The sequence below is a fragment of the Candidatus Arsenophonus triatominarum genome (assembly GCF_001640365.1).
GTDB classification, from domain to species: Bacteria; Pseudomonadota; Gammaproteobacteria; order Enterobacterales; family Enterobacteriaceae; genus Arsenophonus; species Arsenophonus triatominarum.
In genome coordinates this window covers 310968-333591 of record NZ_LWMI01000007.1, presented here as the reverse complement: position 1 = coordinate 333591, position 22624 = coordinate 310968, and the positions used below count along the sequence as shown (strand labels likewise).

Sequence of the window (22624 nt, the reverse complement as noted above, 5' to 3'; positions counted from 1 at the left end):
CGCCTAGCTATATCATGTCCGTTTATATCTCAGGAAGGAATTTCCTAACTTGCCATCATATTCACGCTGCGTAGAGTTACTTCTGCGCAGTACCTTAGCTTTAACGGCACTGTTTGAGTCAATTAAGGGAAAGTGCACGGGTCTGTCGGTTGCCTATTCTACTCCGATAGCTGTGTGTGATAACTTACGGATCCGCCGGCATAAAGTCTTCGATGGGATAGCTGAACGAGGAAAAACCTCAACAGGTTGGTTCTTTGGTTTCAAACTTCATGTAATTATCAATCATTTAGGGGAAATACTCAGTTTTCGACTTACACCAGGAAACACAGATGATCGGAAACCATTACCTGAGCTGATAAAAGATCTTTCTGGTTGTTTGTATGCGGATAAAGGGTATTTATCGGCTTCATTGAAACAGCAACTGAAAACAATGGGAATTAACTTTATAACGAATATCAAGAAGAAAATGAAGCCTGTTGAACAGACTTGTTTCGACAAAGCCATCTTGCGTCATCGTTCTGTCATTGAAACGGTATTTGATGAGTTAAAAATCTTTGTCAGATAGCGCATACGTGGCACTGCTCTCCTGCTAACTTTGTAGTGAATTTATTAGCAGGGCTGGTTGCATATTGTTTAATTCCATCTAAACAAAGATACCTGTGGCAGGAACATATCTTCAAGCATAATTGATATAGCTAGGCGACTTAATTTTGATTACAGCATATGTATTAAAAACAGGTCATCGATAGTGCATCCTGTTTCCATCTTTTTACGTTTAGCTTGAGACCATTTATGTTCTATAGGATTTAAATCTGGTGAATACACAGGCAAATATTCTATCTGGTGTCCTGCGTTTATAATTGCCTGTTCAATATTCTTACCTTTGTGAAAGCTAGCGTTGTCCATAAAAATAACAGAATTTTCAGGAAGTTCTGGGAGCAATATTTTTGTGATCCAAACATAAAAAACATCACGATTAATATTGCAATCAAATAATCCGATAGCAAAAAGGGTTGTTCCCAATAAAGCGCCAATAACATTTGTTCTTCCCTTAGCACCCCAGTTTTTCAGGCCAAAACAACGGTGACCTTTTGGGGAATAGCCGTGAGTTCGTGGAGTGTCATGTGAAAAACCACTTTCATCAATAAAAACAACAGATTTATCTTTTTTTTCATACTGTTGTCTTTTTTGCTGATGTGCCAGCCTGTCGCTTTCGTTGGTTTTTGGATGGAATAGAGTTTTTTTTATAGGTTAATCCCAGCTTTTTAAGGGATTGCCAAATAGTCTTTTTACAAACACCGAATCGCTCTGCCCGTTCCTTTTGGTAAGCATCTGGATACTGTTCCACATCTTTTGCTAAAGCATTTTTATCGAGCTTCCTCTTACGTGGCGTTGAATTTTTTGGCTCTGGTCGTTTAAGCCAACGTACTAAAGACGCTTTTCCAATACGGAATTGTTTCGCAGTTTCTCGAATTGTTAAACCTTCGGCTTTCCTTACAGATATTACTTTACGTCGAAAATCAATTGTATAACTCATAACACACCTTGTAATCAAAATTAAGTCGCCTAGCTATAATGCTTATCCCGAACTCAGGTTAATCTACAGGCTTTTGATACGTTATGAAGCTCTTCAGCAAGGTTAAGTAACCCGACTTTAAGTTTATGATAGGATTATTTGTTTGATACATAAAATTACCTTTTATTTTATTATCTAATGATTTTAATTAAAACCGGTAACTCTCTTTTTTAAATCAGAATTGTCAGATTAAGTTAAGACTAATATATATAAATCAGCTGATGATGCATATTGAGTTGAGTAAGTAGGGTGGTTAGAGTAAGTTTGTCAGTTAACAACACTGCTACAGTAAGGTAGCAGTGTTGTTTCTTATTTAAAGTGAGCTAATAGTTACTTTTTGATTAGTCAGTTTTTGTTTTGCTGCTAAATGTCCCGCCAGGCGCTCACGCTCTTTTTCAACAACGGCAGCAGGCGCTCGGCCGACAAAACTATCGTTAGCTAATTTGTTTTCAATCGCCGCTATCTCTTTGGTTAATTTATCCAGCTCTTTATCTAGCCGCGCTAGTTCGATATCTTTATCGACTAAATCTGCCATTGGGATCAACACTTCTGCACCATCTATCAGTTTAGTTACAGCAAGTGGTCTTGGTTGCTGTTCATCCAAAATAGTAATAGAACTAAGGCGGGCCATTGCTTGAATAAAATTCAAATTTTCTGTAATACGCCGTTTGGTTGCATGATTAGCACCACGTAGTAGCAGATCTAATGGTTTACCGGGTGAGATATTCATTTCTGCCCGAATGTTACGTATGGCAATAATCAGTTCTTTGATCCATTCCAGATCATAACGCGCCTCTTCATCAACTTTGGCTGGTTCAAAGATTGGGAAAGGCTGTAACATGATAGTGTCTTGTTGGATGCCTTTAATCACTTTCACCCGTTGCCAAATCGTCTCGGTAATAAATGGAATAATAGGATGTGCCAGCCGTAATAAGCTTTCCAGTATTTCAATCAAGGTATAACGTGTGGCACGAATTTCTGCCTCATTTCCTTTATGGATAGCCGGCTTAGACAGTTCTAAGTACCAATCGCAGAACTGGTTCCAGGTAAATTCATACAAAATATTGGCAGCGATATCAAAGCGATAAGTATCCAGTGCTTCACGATACAATTTTACCGTTTGGTTAAATTCTGCCATGATCCAGCGATCAGCCAGCGAAAAAGTCATTTCCCCACCATGCTGACCACAATCTTGACCTTCTGTATTCATCAGGACATAACGACTGGCATTCCAAAGTTTATTACAAAAATTGCGATAACCAGTAAGACGTTTCATATCCCAATTGATGTCTCGTCCGGTCGATGCTAATGCTGCAAGCGTAAAGCGTAAAGCGTCAGTACCATGCGCTTCGATGCCATGCGGATATTCTTTACGGGTACGTTTAGCAATTTTTTCGGCTAATTGGGGTTGCATCATATTGCCAGTACGTTTTGTCAGTAAATCTTCCAGCGAGATACCATCGATCATATCCAATGGATCGATGACATTGCCTTTGGATTTTGACATTTTTTGCCCTTCTTCATCGCGGATTAGGCCTGTCATATAGACGGTTTTAAAAGGAATTTGCCCTTTGCCATTTTCATCTTTGATGAAATACATCGTCAGCATGATCATGCGGGCTATCCAGAAAAAGATAATATCAAAGCCACTTACCAACACATCCGTTGGATGGAAAGTTTTTAACGCCTCGCTATTTTCTGGCCAGCCTAATGTTGAAAAGGTCCACAGACCAGAAGAGAACCAGGTATCTAATACATCTTCATCTTGATGTAGGCTAATATCAGCGCTGAGATTGTTCTCTCGACGAACTTCCTCTTCGTCATGTCCGACATAGACGTTACCACCTTCATCATACCAGGCGGGTATTCTATGTCCCCACCATAATTGGCGTGAAATACACCAATCTTGAATATCCTGCATCCAGGAAAAATACATATTCTCATACTGTTTAGGAACAAACTGAATACGACCATCTTTTACCACCGCAATGGCTTGTTCTGCTAGTGGTAGGGTACGAACATACCATTGATCTGTCAGCATGGGTTCAATAACAACACCGCCACGATCGCCATAAGGGATGGTAAGTTGATGTGGTTTTACGGCGACTAATAATCCTAGTTTTTCTAATTCGCTGACCATCGCTTTACGGGCAGCAAAACGTTCTATTCCCTGATAGTTTGCAGGGATTGTTGTGGTATAAATAGTGCTAGGGTTGCCTGCGTTGTCGAATACTTCAGCTTGTTGGCGGATATGGCCATTGAAATCGAAAATATTGATCATCGGCAACTGGTGACGTTTTCCCACTTCATAGTCGTTAAAATCGTGCGCTGGTGTGATCTTCACACAGCCGGTGCCTTTTTCCATATCGGCGTGTTCATCACCGACGATAGGAATACAACGATTAACCAATGGCAGTAAAATTTGTTTGCCGATTAAATCCTTATAGCGCGGATCAGCGGGATTAACTGCAACACCCGTATCACCAAGCATGGTTTCTGGTCGAGTCGTGGCAACAACCAGATAATCTTGGCCTTCGGCAGTTTTTACCCCATCAGCAAGGGGATAACGTAAATACCACATAAAACCGTTAACTTCTCGATTTTCAACTTCTAAATCGGAAATAGCGGTATGTAGCTTAGGATCCCAGTTAACTAATCGTTTACTTCGATAAATAAGATCATCTTGATAGAGCCGAATAAATGCTTCTTTTACTGCTTTCGTGAGGCCTTCATCCATGGTAAAGCGTTCACGTTGCCAATCAACAGAGTCACCCAGTCGTCGCATTTGCTGAGAAATATTACCGCCAGACTCGGCTTTCCATTGCCAAATTTTTTCAATAAACGCTTCTCTGCCATAGTCATGACGAGTTTTATTCTCTTCTGCAGCAATTTTGCGCTCAACAACCATTTGAGTGGCGATCCCCGCGTGATCTGTACCACTTTGCCATAGGGTATTTTTCCCTTGCATGCGCTGGTAGCGAATTAAGGTATCCATGATCGTTTGCTGAAAAGCATGTCCCATATGCAGGTTACCCGTGACATTAGGCGGCGGGATCACGATACAAAAACTCTCTTTGCTGTTATCACCGTATGGTGCAAAATAGCCGTTTTTTTCCCAGTGTGCATATAAAGGTTGTTCAATTGCAGCGGGCTGATAAGTTTTGTCGAGTGATGGCTCAGACTGAGTTTGATTTGCGGGTTTCTTTTCCATCTTGCTTCGTTATTTATTAAGTGGTTGGAGGTGGTGCCATGATCAAATTAAAACCCATTCTGCGATAAGTTTTGTATCTTTCACGTGCCAACTGTTTCAAATTTTCATCAATGGGTACAAAGTCTATCACTTCATGGAAGGCTGTGGCAAAGTTTGCAAATGTTGATTGTAGATTTATCAATATATCTCTTGCTGAGCTACCACGTTTTGTTGGCCAACAAAGCTCAACCGGCGCGCCATAGCGAGGGCCTTCACCGGCTAAATTGTGTGGGACAAATTGATAAGGTTCTCTTTGCCAAAGTATTTCATCCAATTTTTCGGCTTGTATTTGATCCTCGCAAGCAATTAAAACACGTTTACCCATCCGCCAGTTTTCTGCTGCTAGCTGACAGGCTAACCATTCATGACTTTCAAGTTCTGCTTGTGAAGATAGCTGCGCTATTAAATAGAAAGTTGCTTTTTTCATCGCATTACTATTATAGAAAAAGGGCATTGCTTACAACACCATATTATAAATTCACTGGTGCGATTATTCGTCACAGTTTATATAAGCACGATTTAACAGAAATTGAGCAAGCAAAGCCACAGGGCGGCCTGTTGCTCCTTTTGCTTTTCCTGATTGCCAAGCTGTTCCTGCAATATCTAAATGTGCCCAGTGATATTTAGTAGCAAAATGTTCCAGGAAACAGCCAGCAGTAATTGCACCACCAGAACGGCCTCCTATATTGGCAAGATCTGCAAAATTTGATTCTAACTGCTCAGAAAACTCTTCAGCCAGAGGCAGTCGCCATGCTTTATCGCCTGCTTGCTTAGCGGCTTTTAGTAATTCATATGCTAAGGGATTATGGTTTGACATTAATCCACTATAGTGATTACCAAGTGCAATAATACAGGCTCCGGTTAAAGTTGCAACATCAATTACCACATCAGGATCAAAACGTTCTACATAAGTTAGTGTGTCACAAAGAACCAATCTTCCTTCCGCATCAGTATTAAGGACTTCTACTGTCTGCCCTGACATAGTAGTTAAAATATCACCAGGGCGATAAGCTTTACCGCTCGGCATGTTTTCACAGCCCGCCAACACTGCAGTGACATCAATCGGCAGTTTTAGTTCAGCAACAAAGCGCATAACGCCATAAACAGTTGCGGCTCCACACATATCATATTTCATTTCATCCATGCCATCGGATGGTTTAATAGAAATCCCACCAGAGTCAAAAGTTAATCCTTTACCAACCAACACAATCGGTTTAGCCGTTGGATCGTCACTTCCTTTATATTGCATAATCGACATTAGCGATTCGTTTTGTGAGCCTTGGCCTACGGCTAAATAGGCATTCATCGCCAGTTCTTTCATCTGTTCTTCGCCGATCACTTTGGTGGTAAGATTTTCATAATCATCGGCTAATTGACGTGCTTGTGAGGCTAAATAGGCTGCATTGCAAATATTGGGCGGCATATTAGCCAGATCTTTGGTTGACTTTATACCCAGCACGACAGCAAGGCCGTGCTGAATAGCACGCTCGCCATTAGGTAAATCACGACGTGTTGGGACATTAAAGACAATTTTACGTAATGGCCGTCGTGGCTCACTCTTATTGCTTTTCAGTTGGTTAAATACATATAATGTTTCTTTTGCGGTTTCTACTGCCTGGCGAACTTTCCAATAATTATTGCGGCTTTTTACATGCAATTCAGTTAGAAAGCAGACGGCTTCCATTGAGCCGGTTTCATTCAAGGTATTAATTGTTTTTTGGATAATCTGTTTATATTGACGCTCATCGAGTTCACGTTCTTTACCGCATCCAACTAACAGAATGCGTTCAGATAATATATTAGGAACATGGTGAAGTAATAGCATTTGGCCAACTTTACCTTCCAGTTCTCCGCGGCGTAGTAAGGCACTGATATAGCCGTCACTGATCGTATCCAGTTGTTCGGCTATAGGGGATAAGCGGCGAGGTTCAAATACCCCAACAATAATACAGGCGCTACGCTGTTTCTCTGGGCTACCGCTTTTTACACTAAACTCCATGCATTCTCCTGAATTTTAAAGACAAAGATTAATACTATCGCTAAAATTAACGAACAGTATAAATTTACCTTATGAAATAGCTGCTTTATGTTAAACTAACCGAATGGTTTACGGATAGTAATAGGTAACGATTAAACATATTCTGTTTGGTGATCGAATAGTTAATGCTGCATTTATCATCATGATACATTGTAACCATTAAGAAAACCAAAATATTGTACGTAACTGTAACTATACGACGAAGTTAGCTATTTTGCTGCAAAAAACAAATTTTCACAGGTGTAATTAGTGTGATTATAATTCGATACTTAGTTAAGGAAACGCTGAAAAGTCAAGTTGCAATACTTTTTATCCTGATTTTAATTTTTTTTAGTCAAAAAACAATCAATATATTAAGTTCAGCGGTTCAGGGAAATATTCCTTCCGATTTAGTCTTTCCTCTTCTGGGGCTTGGAATTCCTGAAATGGCACAATTGATTTTGCCGTTAAGTCTGTTTCTCGGGCTGTTAATGACCTACAGCAAATTCTATATCGATAGTGAAATTACTGTCATGCATGCCTGTGGCTTAGGTAAACGGGTATTAGTGACAGCGGCTTTAATTTTGGCATTATTTACCGCTCTGATTGCGGCAATAAATGTAGCCTGGATGTTACCCTGGTCGGCAAAATATCAAGAGCAAGCATTAGCCGATGCGAAAGCCAATCCTGGTTTGGCCAGTATGGTTGAGGGACAATTTAAAACCACTAAAGATCAAAATATTGTTCTTTATATTAGTGATGTAAAAGGCAAAAATTTTACTGGTGTTTTTATGGCGCAATTACGCCCGGTTAATAACCAACGTCCTTCCGTAGTGATTGCAGAAAGTGGACGTATCCGAGAGGATCAAAATGGTAATCAAATTGTGGTATTAGATAAGGGAACCCGCTATGAAGGTACAGCACTATTACGTGATTTTCGCATAACGGATTTTAAAGATTATCAGGCGGTGATCGATCATAAAGAAATGGCAGTTACAGGCGATAAAATCGAGCAAAAGGATATGTTGCAATTGTGGCGTGCTACAGATGCTGAATCAAAATCAGAATTTCACTGGCGCTTAACATTAGTCGTTTCGGTACTTATTATGGCCTTGATGGTTGTGCCACTAAGTGAAGTTAATCCCAGACAGGGACGAGTCTTAAGTATGTTACCTGCGATGTTGCTTTATTTAATTTTCTTTTTATTACAAAGTACGCTGCACTCCAATGCGGAGAAAGGTGAAATTGATCCCAGAATAACAATGTGGCTAGTTAATGGGGCTTTTTTGCTATTAGCTATCATATTGAATATTTGGGATACCGTTTCGATGCGTCGACTACGTGCTAAGCTCTATAAAGGAGTCGCCTGATGTTTGGTGTATTAGATAAATATATTGGGCGTACTATTCTCTCCTCGATCCTAATGACCCTTTTTATGTTGGTTTCATTATCGGGCATTATTAAATTTGTTGAGCAATTAAGAAAAGTCGGTGATGGTGACTATACCACTTGGAGTGCAGGAATTTTTACTTTATTAACCGTTCCCAGAGATATTGAAGTATTTTTTCCGATGGCAGCACTGTTAGGCGCATTACTTGGATTGGGAACCCTGGCAACCCGTAGTGAATTGGTGGTGATGCAGGTGGTTGGTTTTTCTCGCTTACAGGTTGCGATGTCAGTGATGAAGACCGCTATCCCTTTAGTGATTTTGACGATGGTTATTGGTGAATGGGTTGCACCTGCAACAGAACAGTGGGCACGTAACTATCGGGCTGAAAAAATTGTCGGTCGATCGTTAATGGTGACAGATCGTGGTTTATGGGCTAAAGATGGTAATAATTTTATTCATATTCAGCGCGTTATCGATCAAAATGACATAAAAGAAATTTCCATCTACCAATTTGATGCGCAGAAAAAACTGCAAGCGGTCATTTTTGCTGCTTCAGGTCGCTATAATTCTGATACTCACCAGTGGCAATTATCACAAGTAGATAAATCATTGATTAACAATGAAAAGGAAATTACGGGCTCTCAGAGTTTATTGATGGATTGGAAAACCAATCTAAGTCCAGAAAAATTAGGGGTAGTTTCTCTGGAACCTGATTCGTTAGCAATAAGGGGCCTGTATAAATATGTTAAATATCTTAAGGAGAGTGGGCAAGAAGCATCAATCTATCAACTAAGTATGTGGAAGAAAATCCTGTCACCGCTTTCTGTCGCTGTTATGATGTTAATGGCACTGTCATTTATTTTTGGCCCGCTGCGAAGTGTCGCAATGGGGGTAAGGGTATTGATCGGTATTTCAGGGGGATTTATTTTCTATCTGCTCAATGAAGGCTTTGGTAACCTAAGTTTAGTCTATGGTGTTCCTCCTCTGATAGCAGCAATGTTACCTAGTGTATTATTTCTGGGATTTAGCATTTTATTATTAATGCGACGCCAATAATTAGTTTTGACAGCATGGATAGGTATATTATCAATGTGCTACCATGCTGATAAAAAATTTATTTCTTATTGTTTGGCTTAACCATGATCAGGGCTTTCTAGCAGTTTTTTGACCAGATTTGCCGCAAAATCTTGTTTGGTTGGCTGGAAAGGATTGCTATTGTAATTTATGGTTAACGCTGCAGTTAAATCATTAACTCCTTCGGTTAACCGACTAAATTTACTGCCTTTTTTGCGTGAAATCACGGCAAATATACCAATACGTTGTTGTGGGATCATGGTCATATAGGTATTAAAACCACCACCACCACCCGTTTTTTGATAGATACCGGGAATGCCATCGCGGGGATTCATATAAACCCATCCAAGGCCAATACCATCGGCATGTCCTGCAACATCCATACCTTTAATGTCGGTAAGCATATCGCGAGCAAAATAGATCGCTTGTTGACGTTGAGCGGTTTGTTTACTTACTTGCGTATGGGTTGACAGAAATTGTTGCATCCATCTTTGTATATCAGCTGGGGTCGAATAAACTCCGCCACTACCGGCGGCAGCTAACGTACTAATACATGGACTGGATTTATAACCGACCATTAGGCGAGAACATTGATTGGTAGTTGGTGTAAAGGTGGTATCATACATTTTGGCTGGTAAGGTAATTTTTTCGGCAAATAGTTGCTTATAAGATTTTCCTGCCGCTTTTGCCAAGGCATCGGCTAATAGATCATAAGCCAGATTAGAATAAGCAGCTTTGATTCCTGGTAAGCATTTAATTTTTGCCTTTTTGAGCCATGTCCAACGGTTTGATTGGGTTGGCCAAACAAATACCGGCCGGCCGATTTTACCGCCAGGTTGCTCTCTTGGTAAACCACTGGTATGACTCGCTAGGTGATATAATCGAATAGGCTGTTTGCCATTATAGATAGGAATATGAGTACCGAAATAGCTGTAATTTTGTAGGGGATCAGTAATACGTAATTTTTTATCCGCTTCTAATTTGATCATGACTTCACTGGTCATTAGTTTGGTTAATGAAGCAATACGGATCAGTGAATTAGGGCCCGGTTTTTGTCGCGCTCCGGGCGCAGTTTCACCGTAATAGCGGGTCACTATCTGATCATTATCGATGACAACGATTGCCATCCCTTGTGGATTTGTTTCAGCAAAAATTTGGCTAGCAAAACGATCAACCAAATCAGTGGTTTTTTCTGTAGCGGGTTGATGACGATTAAGAATTTCTAGTGCTGTTGGTGAAATTGATGAAGTTTTGGCTGAAGGAAGCTTTGTTTCTGTTGTCGATGACGAGCAACCAGTGAGTGATAAAAATAGTGTCAAGGCTGAAAAGAATTTTAGGCAAAATAGTTGCATTCTTAATAAACCAGTATCAATAAATTTTTATAAACAATCGCCTGATAAATATTTAATTTTTCATTAACGCCTTCATCAGGCAGCAGGAAAAAATAGATTATGTTATCGATGCTAAACGTATTATATAATATAACTCTCTAATTATACACAAGTTTCGCAAGCTCCGAAAAAGAAGTATAAAGTTCAAAACAAGAAAAAATTAGGATGTTTATATTTTGTCAGTTTATCCATGCATTAAAGATATCTACAAAACATTCTTACAGGTGAGCAGTGTGAGATACTCTGGTTTGGCGTTATCAGAAGTAAGTCCATCACCTTTGTCTCATGACACTATTAGTCGATGGCTAAAGCAGGTGTTTTTGACCTAAAGACCTGTGGAGATTAGTTGAAACATCTATAGACAAAAAAAGCCCTGGTGTACTAATAACTGACGATACACTAATTGCCAAAACACGTAGTAAAAAAATAGAGATGGTTCATTATCAGTATTCAGGTAACGAACATGATGTTATTGCTGGCATAGGTTTAGTTAATTTACTTTGGCATAATCTAACAAAACTGTTGAATCAATTCCTATTGATTATCGTATTTATGATAAAGATTCCGATGAAAAAACAAAAAATACGCATTTTTCCGAAATACTTGCACTTGCTAAAAAAAGAGGGATCAAGCCTGAAGCGGTAGCGATGGATGCTTGGTATTCTAGCCTGGATAATCTGAAATCAATTCGATCTCATGGTTGGGTTTGGCTAATAACTACGCTGAGGAAAAACAGGATTGTTAGCCATAACAAACAACTGAACAAGTTAGACATCTCAGAAGAAGGAACTCCAATACACTTACGAGGTTATGGTTGGGTGACTGTTTTCAAATTTATAGCCAAAAACGGCCGTATTGATTACATAGTAACAAACAAAGACAATCCCACCCGTCAATACGTCAAATCTATCATGGATGCCCGTTGGTCTGTTGAAGTTTATCATCGAGAAGTTAAACAAAATTGTGGTATTGAACGCTGTCAGGCTCGCACGAGCCGAGCGCAAAGAAATCATATTTTTCTCGCTATTTCTGCGTGGTTTGAACAACATAAATGTCGTATATCTGAAAAAATGACCCTTTATCAACAAAATTGGGACGTAATCAAAAATGCTATTACTGAGCACATCCGTGTTTTATTAGCGTACCCAAATTAGTTTTGTGTGAAACTCGTGTCTATAACTCGAAGTAACTTATTCACTATTTTTCAACCATTGGCTTATGAAGGTCATGATCATCAATAAATATTAGCCCTAATGAACTAATAAATAAGCCACGAGTTTCGCACAGGCATATAAAATTCCAGAAATGGCTTAAAAGCAATGGTTAATTTGCAAGTTACTAAAACGTATAAATTTGTTTAAATTACAAGTAAGTTGCTTTTAATTTATAAGATTTTGTCTATTTATATATTATGCTGAATTAAACTTAAAAATAGAGCGTTTTTTTATTGGTGCGAAACTCGTGTAAGAGGTAAAGTGAAGCTGACAAACAATGTGGTTAAAAGCTATCAATTGTAGTGGCATACTAAATTTGGCCACCTAAGTTGAGGTGATATAGCTAGGCGACTTAATTTTGATTACAAGGTGTGTTATGAGTTATACAATTGATTTTCGACGTAAAGTAATATCTGTAAGGAAAGCCGAAGGTTTAACAATTCGAGAAACTGCGAAACAATTCCGTATTGGAAAAGCGTCTTTAGTACGTTGGCTTAAACGACCAGAGCCAAAAAATTCAACGCCACGTAAGAGGAAGCTCGATAAAAATGCTTTAGCAAAAGATGTGGAACAGTATCCAGATGCTTACCAAAAGGAACGGGCAGAGCGATTCGGTGTTTGTAAAAAGACTATTTGGCAATCCCTTAAAAAGCTGGGATTAACCTATAAAAAAAACTCTATTCCATCCAAAAACCAACGAAAGCGACAGGCTGGCACATCAGCAAAAAAGGCAACAGTATGAAAAAAAAGATAAATCTGTTGTTTTTATTGATGAAAGTGGTTTTTCACATGACACTCCACGAACTCACGGCTATTCCCCAAAAGGTCACCGTTGTTTTGGCCTGAAAAACTGGGGTGCTAAGGGAAGAACAAATGTTATTGGCGCTTTATTGGGAACAACCCTTTTTGCTATCGGATTATTTGATTGCAATATTAATCGTGATGTTTTTTATGTTTGGATCACAAAAATATTGCTCCCAGAACTTCCTGAAAATTCTGTTATTTTTATGGACAACGCTAGCTTTCACAAAGGTAAGAATATTGAACAGGCAATTATAAACGCAGGACACCAGATAGAATATTTGCCTGTGTATTCACCAGATTTAAATCCTATAGAACATAAATGGTCTCAAGCTAAACGTAAGAAAGATGGAAACAGGATGCACTATCGATGACCTGTTTTTAATACATATGCTGTAATCAAAATTAAGTCGCCTAGCTATATGCTTACCTCATAATTTTTATAGGTGCCGAAATGAGTAAAATAATTACTGCTGAATTTAAATGTGAAACCGCCAAATTAGTCCTTGACCAAAATTACACCTACCAGGAAGCCGCGAAAGGCATGAACGTCAGTCTTTCAGCGATTAGCCGGTGGGTAAGAGCCCTTCGTTTAGAACGTCAAGAGAAAACACCGCCTGGTCTGCCATTAACACCTGAACAAATTGAGTTCAGAGAAATGAAGAAAAAAATCCACCGGCTGGAAATGGAGAATGACATCTTAAAAAAGGCTACTGCGCTCTTAATGTCCGACTCACTGAAAAATTTTCGGTAGTTGAAAAGCTAAGAGTGCTTTATCCGGTGAAAACTTTGTGTCGTATTTTTAATGTTCACCGAAGCAGTTATCGCTATTGGTGTCGGCCTAAGGAGCCAGATATTGAGCGGACGATAAAACGTAGCCTAGTCAGCGAAGCGTGGAACGTTAGTGGCGGCTCTGCTGGTGCAAGGACTATCGCCACGATGGTTACCAATACACACAACGTGAAACTTGGGCGGTGGTTAGCGGGTAAGTTGATGAAAGAATTAATCATCGTCAGTTGCCAAGAGCGAAAACATAAATACAACCGCGGTGGAAATGAACGTATTAATATTCCAAATCTGCTCAATAGGCAGTTCGCTGTTACAAAGCCTGACCAGGTCGGCGATGTAACCTATATTTGGACAGGCTCACGATGGGCCTATCTGGCTGTGGTATTGGATTTGTTTGCCCGAAAACCGGTGGGCTGGGCAATGTCATTTGCACCAGACTCAGAATTAACCGCCAAAGCACTACAAATGGCTTGGGAACTACGTGGGCATCCCAAACAGGTGATGTTCCATAGTGATCAGGGAAGTCATTATACCAGTCGTCAGTATAGGCAGGCATTGTGGCGTTATCAGATGACCCAAAGTATCAGTCGCAGAGGGAATTGTTGGGATAATAGTCCGATGGAACGATTCTTCCGTAGTCTGAAGACCGAATGGGTGCCAACGACTGGCTACCAAAGCTTTAGTACTGCTCAGTCAGCCATTATTCGCTACATAACCCACTACTATAGCGATATAAGACCTCACTGGTATAACGGTGGATTAACGCCAAACGAATCAGAGCGACTGTTCCGTGAACAGTCAGGTAGGGTGGCCAATTTTAGTTGACCACTACAAATTCGCTATAAAAATTCAGCTAAGCGTTTAAGTTCTTAGTGCTGCTTCTATCTCTTTGTTTAGCTGTTGAGATAATATTGGCCATAATTTGGGGGGTTATAATCGATTGAATGTCTGGTAAAACTGGCATTTCAGATACAAAAAAAGACATCATCTGATGTCTATAAATGTTTTATGGTGCCGAAGGCCGGACTCGAACCGGCACACCCGAAGGCGGTTGATTTTGAATCAACTGCGTCTACCGATTTCGCCACTTCGGCATTGAGGGAGAATCGCGGAAAACGGCGCTATTATACTTGTCATCCCGTCAGGCGCAACTGTTATTGTTCACCAATGACGTTAAGTGCTTAAAAAGCAATCATCTATCTACTTCAGGCAAGCTTTGGTCGCTGGCTGTCAGATACACGAGTTTCGCACAAAACTAATTTGGGTACGCTAATAAAACACGGATGTGCTCAGTAATAGCATTTTTGATTACGTCCCAATTTTGTTGATAAAGGGTCATTTTTTCAGATATACGACATTTATGTTGTTCAAACCACGCAGAAATAGCGAGAAAAATATGATCACGAGTTTCGCACCAATAAAAAAACGCTCTATTTTTAAGTTTAATTCAGCATAATATATAAATAGACAAAATCTTATAAATTAAAAGCAACTTACTTATAATTTAAACAAATTTATACGTTTTAGTAACTTGCAAATTAACCATTGCTTTTAAGCCATTTCTGGAATTTTATATGCCTGTGCGAAACTCGTGATGATTTCTTTGCGCTCGGCTCGTGCGAGCCTGACAGCGTTCAATACCACAATTTTGTTTAACTTCTCGATGATAAACTTCAACAGACCAACGAGCATCCATGATAGATTTGACGTATTGACGGGTGGGGTTGTCTTTGTTTGTTACTATGTAATCAATACGGCCGTTTTTGGCTATAAATTTGAAAACAGTCACCCAACCATAACCTCGTAAGTGTATTGGAGTTCCTTCTTCTGAGATGTCTAACTTGTTCAGTTGTTTGTTATGGTTAACAATCCTGTTTTTCCTCAGCGTGGTTACCCAGACCCAACCATGAGAGCGAATTGATTTCAGATTATCCAGGCTAGAATACCAGGCATCCATCGCTACCGCTTCAGGCTTGATCCCTCTTTTTTTAGCAAGAGCGAGCATTTCGGAAAAGTGCGTGTTTTTTGTTTTTTCATCGGAATCTTTATCATAAATACGATAATCAATAGGAATTGATTCAACAGTTGTTAGATTATGCCAAAGTAAATTAACTAAACCTATGCCAGCAATAACATCATGTTCATTACCTGAATATTGATAATGGACCATCTCTATTTTTTTACTACGTGTTTTGGCAATCAATGTATCATCGGCAATTAGTACGCAAGGGCTTTTTTTGTCTATAGAAGGTTGAACTAATCGCCATAAGTCTTTAGCACGAGTTTCGCACAGGCATATAAAATTCTAGAAATGGCTTAAAAGCAATGGTTAATTTGCAAGTTACTAAAACGTATAAATTTGTTTAAATTATAAGTAAGTTGCTTTTAATTTATAAGATTTTGTCTATTTATATATTATGCTGAATTAAACTTAAAAATAACCTGAGTTCGGGATAAGAAATAAAGTAGAAAGTCTTGCTATTCAAATAGTTGAATGCGCATATTTCGTTAAAATACTCTAACAATCTGGTTAAAGAGTAGAGCATTGTTAAACAATGATGGAAAATCTTACTGAACTTTATTGCCTGATGGATGATTTTTGTAAAGACTTCGAGCCAAAAATGCATGAAATTTTGCTGAATAACGGTAGTAAGCGTCGTAGACGGTCTACTCAGTTTTCATTGGCTGAAATGATGACACTGGTTGTTTTGTTTCATCAACTCCGATTCAGACAATTCAAGGTATTTTATCTCTATTATGTCCGTTTATATCTCAGGAAGGAATTTCCTAACTTGCCATCATATTCACGCTGCGTAGAGTTACTTCCGCTCAGTGCCTTAGCTTTAACGGCACTGTGTGAGTCAATTAAGGGAAAGTGCACGGGTCTGTCGGTTGCCGATTCTACTCCGATAGCTGTGTGTGATAACTTACGGATCCGCCGGCATAAAGTCTTCGATGGGATAGCTGAACGAGGAAAAACCTCAACAGGTTGGTTCTTTGGTTTCAAACTTCATGTAATTATCAATCATTTGGGGGAAATACTCAGTTTTCGACTTACACCAGGAAACACAGATGATCGGAAACCATTACTTGAGCTGATAAAAGATCTTTCTGGTTATTTGTATGCGGATAAAAGGTATTTATCGGCTTCACTGAAACAGCAACTGAAAACAATAGGAATTAACCTTATAACGAATATCAAGAAGAAAATGAAGCCTGTTGAACAGACTTGTTTCGACAAAGCCATCTTGCGTCATCGTTCTGTCATTGAAACGGTATTTGATGAGTTAAAAAATCTTTGTCAGATAGAGCATACGCGGCACCGCTCTCCTGCTAACTTTGTAGTGAATTTATTAGCAGGGCGGGTTGCATATTGTTTAATTCCATCTAAACCAAAGATACCGGTGGCAGGAACATATCTTCAAGCATAATTGATAATGCTTATCCCGAACTCAGGTTAAAAATAGAGCGTTTTTTTATTGGTGCGAAACTCGTGTAGGTATTTTTAATGCATGGATAACCGGACAAAATATGAACACCCTAATTTTTTCTTGTTTTGAACTTTATACTTCTTTTTTGGAGATTGCGAAACTCGTGGAGATATCTCATTCTGGGTTGAGTTGGGATATCCGCCAATTTTAAAAATCTTCAATAAATTTTGTATTAACACAGAAAGTTTGTAGCCCTACTTATTTAGATGTTCACTAGCAACAAGCATAATTAAGAGGTAATTCCCCATATTTTCAATTTTTTGCACTACAACCGATGTTCAGGTGAAAGCAATTTTAACGGATCAAATGGATAAGGCTTTGGGGTTGCTTGCAGAAATAGTTGGCGCACCATTGCGTGTAACCAAGCAGCGCCAGCAACATCTTCGAAGCCTTTTATTTTTTGCAGACGTAAAACTAAATTATGCAATTTCCCGATTTTCATTTCATAGCTCAATATCTCTTTTTGCTGCTGCTCATACCACTTGGGAAAAATGAATTTAGTTAATCGAGTAAATATATTTTTAGGTGGGCAACTTGCTTCTATAATAGCATCTTTAATAATGGTAATGTTTTCCCTAATGGGGTCGGTAATAGTTCCAAATTATGAATAATTATTCCTTGTGATTTTCTATTATAACTATGTAGTTTTTGTAAATAATTTTTTAGTTCATTAATATTTTGCTTTTCTATTATTGCTTCTAATTTAATGTCTTCTACTTTTTTTATCTCTCTGGCCTTTTGTAAATATATCTGATGATACATATTAGCCAGCTCTTCTGATAACGAAACTAAGTTGGTCAAACTTTGAAAGTTAGCATACACGAGTTTCGCACCAATAAAAAAAACGCTCTATTTTTAAGTTTAATTCAGCATAATATATAAATAGACAAAATCTTATAAATTAAAAGCAACTTATTGTAATTTAAACAAATTTATACGTTTTAGTAACTTGCAAATTAACCATTGCTTTTGCCATTTCTGGAATTTTATATGCCTGTGCGAAACTCGTGGCATACTGGTATGCGTGATTTCAGCATCCAGTTTTGCTATTTCTTCGATTGGATTGTTGTCTGAAATATTTATTTGATCAGTCAGTATGTTATTGATAATAAATGTTTCAGTTTGTCCAGATAATTTTAATTTATTTTTTTAAAACAGATGGTTCTAATTTTAAAAATCCCTTATAATGCATTATCTGTATCAATCGTGATTAGATTAATATTATTGATAGATTTATTGCTTTTTTTATGAACATTAATTTTCCCTTTGTATTTTAATGACTATTCTTTAGTTTCTTTAACTGTATTAAGTCTGGAGTCATTGATTGCTAAGGGATTATTTGGTGTTGAAAGAATAAATGACATTATAATTTCCCTAGTTATAATTTATTTTTCTTAATAAACAACTTTACTCCATGGTATAGCAAAGTGAAGTTAGCAGCTGAATTTATACAGTTATATCCAGTAAACTACTGAGATTTTATAAAATTTTATTTCAAAGATAAAAACAGAGAAAAATTTTGCTGAAATCGATTAAGTAAGCGTTTGCATCAAATATAAATGTTCTTAATATCATTTTTATAATGATAAAGGCGTTTTCAGTAAAATAATTCTGTTGTTATATAACAAATTAACAATATAAAATAGCGCTCTGATCAAAAAAAATTAAATGGTTGTGTTTAAAAATGCGAAAATAATAAAAATTGACTATAAGTTTATAAGGAACTTTATTTTAAAATAATTTGCAATTTCATTTTGTTACAGAAAATAAAGTTTATATTTATGTTAAAAATAAACTTAAAGTATGTTTTTTTATTATTCAATAAAATATATTTGGACTTTATTGTTCATAACCAGTATGTTATTTAACAAATTAATGAAAAATATATATCATTTTAGATAAATTATGGTAAATAATTATCATTCATTGAGGCAAATAGTCTTCAAAAATTTTATAAAACAGTTATTTTTTCTTTAACTATTCTCTGGTATTTACCGGATATTTTCGCTTCATCGTACCATGGATACTCTATTTCTATAGAGTTAGTGGAGGTATTATGTCGTTATTTAATAATCCGATGCAATTAATTGTAGTGCTTTTTTGTTTATCCATAATGCCTTTGTTTGTGGTAATGGGAACTTCATTTTTAAAAATTTCGATTGTTTTATCAATGTTACGCAATGCGTTAGGCATACAGCAAATTCCGCCTAATATGGCTATTTATGGTTTGGCATTAATATTGACTTTATTTACGATGGCACCAGTTGGTTTTGGAATTCATGATAATATTAAAGCCCAGCCGATTGATTGGAATTCTGTTGATTCTTTGGAACAAATAAATTCATCAGTTATTGCGCCATATAAAGATTTTTTGAAAAAAAATACCAGCGAAGAACAAGTTAAATTTTTTACTCAAATAGGCTATAAAATTTGGCCTAAACAATATCAAACTTCATTATCTCCTGACTCTTTATTAGTCATGGTTCCTGCATTTACCATGAGTCAACTTATTGCAGCCTTTAAAATTGGTTTTTTGATTTATCTCCCGTTTGTTGCGATCGATCTTATTGTTTCTAATGTTTTATTAGCAATGGGAATGATGATGGTTTCGCCAATGACAATAGCGCTTCCCTTTAAATTATTAATTTTTATTTTGATGGGAGGCTGGGACAAACTTATTGGTCAATTGATGGTGTCTTTTTCATGAATGAGTCCACCATAATTCATTTTACTTCGGAGTTGTTATGGATTGTGCTGCTGCTTTCATTACCGATTGTAATAGTAGCATCAGTCACTGGGTTATTAGTGAGTATATTACAAGCGCTCACACAAATCCAAGACCAGACATTGCAATTTCTGATTAAATTAGTGGCTGTATGTATTACCTTGGCGGTAAGTTATCACTGGATGGGGAGTGCGCTACTTAACTACGCTATTTTATCTTTTGATCAAATAGGTAAATAAGAGGATTAGATGAATAGTCTAATGCAAATGGTGCCTTGGTTGGCATTGAGCATGATGCGACCTCTAGGAATGTTACTATTATTGCCACTGTTTAAAGGGGGAGCAATGGGTAGTAGCTTGATTCGTAACAGCCTGGTATTAGTGTTTGCTTTGCCCGTCGCTCCGATAATCAAGACCATGCCGATCGATTTCACCCATCAGACTGTGACAGAGATAGTGTTTCTATACAGTGAAGAATTGCTTATTGGATTAGTGCTTGGTTTTTGTGCAGCTATTCCTTTTTGGGCTATTGATATGGCAGGATTTATTATTGACACGTTGCGCGGCGCCTCGATGTCAACCATCTTAAATCCTTTAATGGGGTTACAATCTTCAATTTTTGGCATGTTATTTACCCAAATATTAAGTGTCTTGTTTTTGGTTTCTGGTGGTTTCAATGCGTTGCTTACCGCGCTTTACCATTCCTATAATGTATTACCGCCAAATGCACCGTTATCATTTAATGCTTCAATGTTGCTATTCATTCAGCAACAGTGGCATATGATGTTAGAACTCTGTATGAGTTTTGCAATGCCAGCCATAGTGGTAATGATTTTAGTTGATGTTGCATTAGGATTGATTAATCGTTCGGTAGAGCAGCTTAATGTGTTTTTTCTATCTATGCCAATTAAAAGTGTATTAGTTGTGTTTCTTCTTTTGGTGAGTATGTTTTTTGCATTTGATCACTATTTTATGAAGATCCAACTATTTGAAAAACAAATTTCAACTTTATTCCAACTTTGGCGAGGATGATATTAATGGCTGAAAAAACGGAAAAGCCCACACAAAAGCGGATGAATGAGGCACGTAAAAAAGGACAAGTCATTAAAAGCAATGAAATAGTGACAGTATTAAAAATGACAGTCATTCTCGGCTATTTAATTGTTGAAGGACATGCTTTATTTAATGCGATTGGTGAATTGGTTATTTTAACTGTACGCTCACTTTCTTTACCGATCGAAGTTGCTGCTAAAACAATTATTGGTTCCTTTATAATGTTGTTGTTGCGTTTTATGGTTGGCCTGGTGGTGGTATTAATTGTCACAATCTGCTTAAGCTGTATAGTTCAAACTGGGCCAATTTGGGCGCATAAAAGTTTGGCATTTAGTTTTAATAAGATGAATATAATCAAAAATGCTAAACAGATTTTTTCGATGAAAAATCTATTTGAGTTTGGAAAGAATATTTTAAAGGTTATTGTGCTCACATTAGTTTTTTATTATTTATTAGATTATTATGTAAACCTATTTCAATACTTGCCAACTTGTGGTATTGACTGTGGTGTAATGGTAACCTTTACGTTAATTCAATGGTTATGGGGAGGATTCTTAGTTTGTTATATTGTATTTGCCATAGCAGATTACGGATTTCAATATTATCATGTTATGAAAGAGTTAAAAATGTCGAAGGAGGATACAAAGCAAGAGTTTAAAGACACAGAAGGTAATCCTCAAATTAAGCAAAAGTGTCGTGAAATACAACGAGAAATAACGAGTAATTCAGTGGTTGCAAATGTAAGAAAATCGACAGTGATTGTTCGTAATCCAACCCATATTGTTGTTTGTCTTTATTACCAACCTGGCATTACTCCATTACCTCAAGTTGTTGAAAAATTTCAAGATAATATGGCTTTGCATATTGTGAAACTCGCTGAAAAAGCAGGTATTCCAATGGTTGAGAATATACCATTGGCTCGTGCGCTATTTCAACAAGTAGAAAGGGGGCAAATAATCCCTGAGAGCTTGTTTGAACCGGTTGCAGAGCTATTGCGTTTAGTAATGGATCTTCGTTACGATAGCGATGATTGATTAATTGTTTATAAAAAATTGAAACTTATCACTCTTTTAGTTGTAGAAATGATAAGCACTATAATGAATAATAAGTTGCATTGTTTTTACTTGTTAAAGTAGTTTCCTCCATCGCTTGAGGTTATGAATTTAGAGTATCAAGTGTGACAAAAACCAAGATGGGGAAGTTAAATGATTACTGGGGATTTGAAACGAATCAAGATCGTTGTGGTGGATGATCATGACTTGATCTTTGATGGCTTAAAAAGCTGTCTTGCCCCCTACTCCGATCTGGAATTAGTTGGATTTGTTACTGATGGTCTTGGTGTGTATGATGCATGTTTAAAATTACAGCCAGACTTAGTGATAATGGATCTTAGTTTACCTGGCATGAGTGGCGTTGAAGCTATTCGCCAATTAAGAAAACGTTGGCCAAAATTAATGGTAATTGTATTGACTGCTTCCGAAGAAGAACGGAAAGCACGTGATGCCCTTGATGCTGGCGCTAATGGTTATGTATTAAAACATGGCTCTAAAAGTACACTGATAGCGGCAATTAAAAGTGTCGGTAGAGGTAAGTTTTTCATCGATCCTAATTTGGATGCAGCAAAAATTGTTGCGTTAAAAGGGGTTGAAAATGGGGATATTCCGGTATTAACCCATAGGGAAAAACAAGTGCTTAAACTTATTTTTGAGGGCAGGCGTAATCGTGATATTGCTGAAGCATTAGTAATCGGCTTGAAAACAGTCGAAACTCATCGAATGAATATTATGAGGAAACTCGATGCGCATAATGTAGCAGATTTAATGAAATGGGCGCACAGAATGGGATTCTAACAGC

The 22624-nt window shown here is 37.7% G+C and carries 19 protein-coding genes, 1 tRNA gene and 3 pseudogenes; 13 read left to right on the top strand and 10 right to left on the bottom strand.

Features of this window, described 5'->3' with window-relative positions; all coding sequences use genetic code 11:
• Positions 1 to 7: 7 nt before the first annotated feature.
• Positions 8 to 686 (top strand): annotated as a pseudogene (locus AYJ55_RS06885) (IS982 family transposase); the annotation flags it as partial.
• A gap of 28 nt (positions 687 to 714) precedes the next feature.
• Here AYJ55_RS06885 and AYJ55_RS06880 read toward each other — a convergent pair.
• From AYJ55_RS06880 to pepA, 5 genes are all read right to left on the bottom strand, one after another.
• Positions 715 to 1203 carry an IS630 family transposase gene (locus AYJ55_RS06880; protein WP_063653499.1) on the bottom strand — a complete coding sequence of 163 codons (489 nt, stop codon included), beginning with the start codon at positions 1201 to 1203 and terminating at the stop codon, positions 715 to 717.
• On the bottom strand, positions 1172 to 1537 hold the full coding sequence (locus AYJ55_RS06875; protein ID WP_063653415.1) for an IS630 transposase-related protein: 366 nt from the start codon (positions 1535 to 1537) through the stop codon (positions 1172 to 1174). The genes AYJ55_RS06880 and AYJ55_RS06875 overlap by 32 nt, the downstream gene beginning before the upstream one ends.
• 352 nt (positions 1538 to 1889) lie before the next feature.
• Complete coding sequence (locus AYJ55_RS06870) at positions 1890 to 4787, bottom strand: valine--tRNA ligase (RefSeq protein ID WP_063655047.1); 2898 nt, start codon at positions 4785 to 4787, stop codon at positions 1890 to 1892.
• A gap of 16 nt (positions 4788 to 4803) precedes the next feature.
• Positions 4804 to 5253 carry a DNA polymerase III subunit chi gene (locus AYJ55_RS06865; protein ID WP_063655156.1) on the bottom strand — a complete coding sequence of 150 codons (450 nt, stop codon included), beginning with the start codon at positions 5251 to 5253 and terminating at the stop codon, positions 4804 to 4806.
• A 63-nt stretch (positions 5254 to 5316) separates the two neighbouring features.
• Entirely contained in the window at positions 5317 to 6825 is a 1509-nt protein-coding gene (gene pepA / locus AYJ55_RS06860; RefSeq protein ID WP_063655045.1) for a leucyl aminopeptidase, read from the bottom strand.
• A 290-nt stretch (positions 6826 to 7115) separates the two neighbouring features.
• On the opposite strand from pepA, the gene lptF reads away from it, so the two are divergent.
• On the top strand, positions 7116 to 8213 hold the full coding sequence (gene lptF / locus AYJ55_RS06855) for an LPS export ABC transporter permease LptF (protein WP_063655043.1): 1098 nt from the start codon (positions 7116 to 7118) through the stop codon (positions 8211 to 8213).
• A complete protein-coding gene (gene lptG, locus AYJ55_RS06850) occupies positions 8213 to 9289 on the top strand; it encodes an LPS export ABC transporter permease LptG (RefSeq protein WP_063655041.1) in 1077 nt (358 codons plus the stop codon). The genes lptF and lptG overlap by 1 nt, the downstream gene beginning before the upstream one ends.
• Positions 9290 to 9366: 77 nt before the next feature.
• On the opposite strand, the gene ampH is transcribed toward lptG, so the two are convergent.
• The gene (ampH, locus tag AYJ55_RS06845) at positions 9367 to 10659 is read right to left on the bottom strand and encodes a D-alanyl-D-alanine-carboxypeptidase/endopeptidase AmpH (protein ID WP_162505372.1); all 1293 of its coding nucleotides are present in this window, start codon (positions 10657 to 10659) and stop codon (positions 9367 to 9369) included.
• A 215-nt stretch (positions 10660 to 10874) separates the two neighbouring features.
• On the opposite strand from ampH, the pseudogene AYJ55_RS35680 reads away from it, so the two are divergent.
• The 4 genes and pseudogenes from AYJ55_RS35680 (at position 10875) to AYJ55_RS06820 (ending at position 14327) form a co-directional block, all read left to right on the top strand.
• Positions 10875 to 11852, top strand: a pseudogene (locus AYJ55_RS35680) (IS701 family transposase).
• 436 nt (positions 11853 to 12288) lie between these two features.
• On the top strand, positions 12289 to 12654 hold the full coding sequence (locus tag AYJ55_RS06835; RefSeq protein ID WP_063654740.1) for an IS630 transposase-related protein: 366 nt from the start codon (positions 12289 to 12291) through the stop codon (positions 12652 to 12654).
• The gene (locus AYJ55_RS06830; protein WP_342668149.1) at positions 12578 to 13087 is read left to right on the top strand and encodes an IS630 family transposase; all 510 of its coding nucleotides are present in this window, start codon (positions 12578 to 12580) and stop codon (positions 13085 to 13087) included. The genes AYJ55_RS06835 and AYJ55_RS06830 overlap by 77 nt, the downstream gene beginning before the upstream one ends.
• A gap of 80 nt (positions 13088 to 13167) precedes the next feature.
• Positions 13168 to 14327 (top strand): IS3 family transposase gene (locus AYJ55_RS06820; protein WP_162505371.1). Its coding sequence is split into 2 segments (ribosomal slippage): positions 13168 to 13423 and positions 13423 to 14327, totalling 1161 coding nucleotides; the frame shifts between segments, so codons are not numbered across the junction.
• 184 nt (positions 14328 to 14511) lie between these two features.
• On the opposite strand, the gene AYJ55_RS06815 is transcribed toward AYJ55_RS06820, so the two are convergent.
• Both AYJ55_RS06815 and AYJ55_RS06810 read right to left on the bottom strand, forming a co-directional pair.
• Positions 14512 to 14596: transfer RNA gene (locus AYJ55_RS06815), tRNA-Leu, on the bottom strand.
• 500 nt (positions 14597 to 15096) lie between these two features.
• Positions 15097 to 15783, bottom strand: a pseudogene (locus AYJ55_RS06810) (IS701 family transposase); the annotation flags it as partial.
• 277 nt (positions 15784 to 16060) lie between these two features.
• On the opposite strand from AYJ55_RS06810, the gene AYJ55_RS06805 reads away from it, so the two are divergent.
• Positions 16061 to 16933: an IS982 family transposase gene (locus AYJ55_RS06805; RefSeq protein ID WP_063655154.1), complete on the top strand. Its 873-nt coding sequence runs from the start codon at positions 16061 to 16063 to the stop codon at positions 16931 to 16933.
• Between the two features lie 325 nt (positions 16934 to 17258).
• Here the strand turns inward: AYJ55_RS06805 and AYJ55_RS30565 are convergent, their stop codons facing one another.
• Together AYJ55_RS30565 and AYJ55_RS06800 are read right to left on the bottom strand one after the other, a co-directional pair.
• A complete protein-coding gene (locus AYJ55_RS30565; RefSeq protein ID WP_187153191.1) occupies positions 17259 to 17435 on the bottom strand; it encodes a hypothetical protein in 177 nt (58 codons plus the stop codon).
• A gap of 98 nt (positions 17436 to 17533) precedes the next feature.
• Complete coding sequence (locus AYJ55_RS06800) at positions 17534 to 17755, bottom strand: hypothetical protein (protein ID WP_063655036.1); 222 nt, start codon at positions 17753 to 17755, stop codon at positions 17534 to 17536.
• A 1294-nt stretch (positions 17756 to 19049) separates the two neighbouring features.
• On the opposite strand from AYJ55_RS06800, the gene sctR reads away from it, so the two are divergent.
• The 5 genes from sctR to AYJ55_RS06775 all read left to right on the top strand — a co-directional run bounded on the left by sctR (position 19050) and on the right by AYJ55_RS06775 (position 22620).
• Positions 19050 to 19700: a type III secretion system export apparatus subunit SctR gene (sctR, locus tag AYJ55_RS06795; protein ID WP_063655035.1), complete on the top strand. Its 651-nt coding sequence runs from the start codon at positions 19050 to 19052 to the stop codon at positions 19698 to 19700.
• Complete coding sequence (locus AYJ55_RS06790; RefSeq protein WP_032114476.1) at positions 19697 to 19957, top strand: EscS/YscS/HrcS family type III secretion system export apparatus protein; 261 nt, start codon at positions 19697 to 19699, stop codon at positions 19955 to 19957. The genes sctR and AYJ55_RS06790 overlap by 4 nt, the downstream gene beginning before the upstream one ends.
• Before the next feature lie 9 nt (positions 19958 to 19966).
• The gene (gene sctT / locus AYJ55_RS06785; protein WP_063655034.1) at positions 19967 to 20749 is read left to right on the top strand and encodes a type III secretion system export apparatus subunit SctT; all 783 of its coding nucleotides are present in this window, start codon (positions 19967 to 19969) and stop codon (positions 20747 to 20749) included.
• Positions 20750 to 20754: 5 nt separating this feature from the next.
• Entirely contained in the window at positions 20755 to 21804 is a 1050-nt protein-coding gene (locus tag AYJ55_RS06780) for an EscU/YscU/HrcU family type III secretion system export apparatus switch protein (RefSeq protein WP_063655033.1), read from the top strand.
• Between the two features lie 171 nt (positions 21805 to 21975).
• On the top strand, positions 21976 to 22620 hold the full coding sequence (locus tag AYJ55_RS06775) for a two component system response regulator (RefSeq protein WP_032114479.1): 645 nt from the start codon (positions 21976 to 21978) through the stop codon (positions 22618 to 22620).
• Positions 22621 to 22624 lie beyond the last annotated feature (4 nt).

Excerpts from the sequence above, each read along its gene's own strand:
- AYJ55_RS06875 (WP_063653415.1), bottom strand. The coding sequence starts at position 1,537 with ATGAGTTATACAATTGATTTTCGACGTAAAGTAATATCTGTAAGGAAA.
- lptG (WP_063655041.1), top strand. The coding sequence starts at position 8,213 with ATGTTTGGTGTATTAGATAAATATATTGGGCGTACTATTCTCTCCTCG.
- AYJ55_RS06835 (WP_063654740.1), top strand. The coding sequence starts at position 12,289 with ATGAGTTATACAATTGATTTTCGACGTAAAGTAATATCTGTAAGGAAA.
- AYJ55_RS06775 (WP_032114479.1), top strand. The coding sequence starts at position 21,976 with ATGATTACTGGGGATTTGAAACGAATCAAGATCGTTGTGGTGGATGAT.
- AYJ55_RS30565 (WP_187153191.1), bottom strand. The coding sequence starts at position 17,435 with ATGAAAATCGGGAAATTGCATAATTTAGTTTTACGTCTGCAAAAAATA.
- pepA (WP_063655045.1), bottom strand. The coding sequence starts at position 6,825 with ATGGAGTTTAGTGTAAAAAGCGGTAGCCCAGAGAAACAGCGTAGCGCC.
- sctT (WP_063655034.1), top strand. The coding sequence starts at position 19,967 with ATGAATAGTCTAATGCAAATGGTGCCTTGGTTGGCATTGAGCATGATG.
- AYJ55_RS06865 (WP_063655156.1), bottom strand. The coding sequence starts at position 5,253 with ATGAAAAAAGCAACTTTCTATTTAATAGCGCAGCTATCTTCACAAGCA.
- ampH (WP_162505372.1), bottom strand. The coding sequence starts at position 10,659 with ATGCAACTATTTTGCCTAAAATTCTTTTCAGCCTTGACACTATTTTTA.
- AYJ55_RS06805 (WP_063655154.1), top strand. The coding sequence starts at position 16,061 with ATGGAAAATCTTACTGAACTTTATTGCCTGATGGATGATTTTTGTAAA.
- sctR (WP_063655035.1), top strand. The coding sequence starts at position 19,050 with ATGTCGTTATTTAATAATCCGATGCAATTAATTGTAGTGCTTTTTTGT.
- AYJ55_RS06790 (WP_032114476.1), top strand. The coding sequence starts at position 19,697 with ATGAATGAGTCCACCATAATTCATTTTACTTCGGAGTTGTTATGGATT.
- AYJ55_RS06800 (WP_063655036.1), bottom strand. The coding sequence starts at position 17,755 with ATGTATCATCAGATATATTTACAAAAGGCCAGAGAGATAAAAAAAGTA.
- AYJ55_RS06780 (WP_063655033.1), top strand. The coding sequence starts at position 20,755 with ATGGCTGAAAAAACGGAAAAGCCCACACAAAAGCGGATGAATGAGGCA.
- AYJ55_RS06870 (WP_063655047.1), bottom strand. The coding sequence starts at position 4,787 with ATGGAAAAGAAACCCGCAAATCAAACTCAGTCTGAGCCATCACTCGAC.